We start from the raw sequence: 2,162 nt of genomic DNA, 5'->3' as shown, positions 1-2,162 counted from the left end.
CCGCCGCAGCAACCGCCCCCCGGCCCTGCCCCCGCGCGCCCCGACCAAACCGACGACCGCGCCCCAGGCCCGGCCCCGGACTCGGACCCGGAACTCGCCTCCCCGACGCCCCCGTACAGCACCCCGCCGGCCGCTGAACAGCAGTCCGCGTCCCCGCTCGACGACGGACCGCTCCACTGGGACGGCTACGGTGCCGCGCGGGCGCGCGCCTCGGAAACGACCGGCGAACGCGAGTCCGTCGTCTGCGGCACCGCGACCTTCGGCGGCACCCCCGCCGTGGTGATCTCCTTCGAGTTCCGCTACCTCGGCGGTTCGCTCGGCCGGCACACCGGCGACCGCCTGGAAGCCGCGTACGCCCACGCCCGCGAACAGCGCCTCCCGGTCGTCTCCCTGATCGCCACCGGCGGCAGCCGCATGCAGGAGGGCATGCTCGCCCTCACCCAACTGCAGCGCATCGCGGGCCAGTCCGCACTGAACCGCGCCGCCGGCCTGCCGCAGATCGCGGTCCTGCGCGACCCGACGACCGGCGGCGGCTGGGCAACCCTCGGCGCGGGCGCTGACGTCATCCTCGCGCTGCCGGGGGCGCAGGTCGGCTTCGCCGGCTCCCGGGTACGCCCGGCCGACGCCGACCCGTACGCGTACACCGCCGAAGGCCAGTTGGCCACCGGCCACGTCGACGCGATCGTGCCGCCCGAGCGGCTGCACTGCGCGCTCACCCGCTGGCTGCGGCTGCTGACCACCACGGACACGGAACCGGCCCCCGTACCGACCGCCCAGGGCGCAGCCGAACTCCCGGACTCCGGCTGGAGCGCGGTCCAGCGCACCCGCGCGCCCGAACGCCCGCGTGCCGATGCGTATCTGGACACGTACTTCGACTGGCGCGAGGACATCAGCGGCGACCGCTGCGGAGGCGTGGACGACGGCGTGCGCTGCGGGTTCGGCCACCGGGCCGGCCGTACGGTCGCGTATGCGGCGCAGTGCGGTACGGCCACCCGCCCGGCCGGCTTCCGCACCGCGGCCCGGCTCGTACGCCTCGCCGACCGGCTCGGCATCCCCGTCCTCACGCTCGTGGACACCCCGGGCGCGGCCAACGACGCGGCGGCCGAACAGTCCGGCGCCGGCGCCGCCATCGCGGACCTCTTCACCGCGATGGCCACTGCCCGCACGCCGCTGACCTCGCTGCTCATCGGCGAGGGCGGCTCGGGCGGCGCACTCGCACTGGCCGCGCCGGGCCGGCTCTGGGCAACCCCGGACAGCTACTTCTCCGTCATCGCCCCCGAACTGGCCACCGCCATCCTCAAACGCACCCCCGCCGACGTCCCCCGCACCGCCGACCAACTCCACCTACGCCCCCAGGACCTGATGTCCCTGGGCCTGATCCGCGGCATCGTCCCCGCCAACTAGCCCCACCCACCCACACGCACGGGCCCGTCCTGGTCCGCCCTCGTCCGTCCTGGTCCCGCCTGGTCTGGCCTGGAACGGACCGGGCCGGGCCAGGCCGGACCGAACAGCGCCGGGCCGGCCCGGCCCAGGCCCAACAGCGCCGGTCCGGGCTGGCCCGAGCAACGACACCCCCCGGCCTGCCCTGACGCGGGGCGTGACCAGGCACGACATGGCCCCGCGACACGATCAGGCGCGGAACGGCCCGACGGCACGGACAGGTGCGGCGTGGCCCACCGCAGCACGCGCCGACGCGCCGTGGCTCGGCGCAGCATCGGACCGGTGCGGAGTGGCCCACCGCAGCACGCGCCGACGTCGCGTAGTTCGGCGCGGGACGGACCGGGCCTGTGCGGTGCGGCCGGGCGCCACGCAGCCCAAACCTCGCGGGCCAACAAGGCACGCATCGGCACGCGCCCCCGCGTGCCCCATCGCCCGCTCGCCGCGTCACACCTCCAGCGACCGCCCGACCTCGCGCAGGGCCCCGACCGCTGCCCGGATCGACGGGCGGCGGTCCGCGTCGGCGCGCCAGATCGCGTATACGTGCCGCCGCATCGGATGCCGTACGGGCACCACGCTGACGCCCTCGGGAACCGGTCCCCTCCCGAGCCGCGGCGCCACCGCCACGCCCAGCCCCCTGGCGATCAGCGCCAGCTGCGTACCGTGCTCCTCGGCCATGTGCGCGATCCGCGGCTCGATCCCCCTTGCTGCGCAGGGGTGAACAT

General features: G+C 76.2%; 2 protein-coding genes. One reads left to right on the top strand and one right to left on the bottom strand.

What is annotated here, in order from left to right; genetic code table 11:
- The coding region (locus tag C3486_RS36510) for a carboxyl transferase domain-containing protein (protein WP_146075143.1) at positions 1-1,404 on the top strand (1,404 nt) is incomplete at its 5' end.
- Between the two features lie 480 nt (positions 1,405-1,884).
- Here the strand turns inward: C3486_RS36510 and C3486_RS36505 are convergent.
- On the bottom strand, positions 1,885-2,162 hold a 278-nt coding region (locus tag C3486_RS36505; protein WP_258053215.1), incomplete at its 5' end, for a LysR substrate-binding domain-containing protein.

The organism is Streptomyces sp. Ru73, from assembly GCF_002920575.1.
Classification (GTDB): Bacteria; Actinomycetota; Actinomycetes; order Streptomycetales; family Streptomycetaceae; genus Streptomyces.
This window is presented reverse-complemented; position numbering and strand designations above follow the sequence as displayed.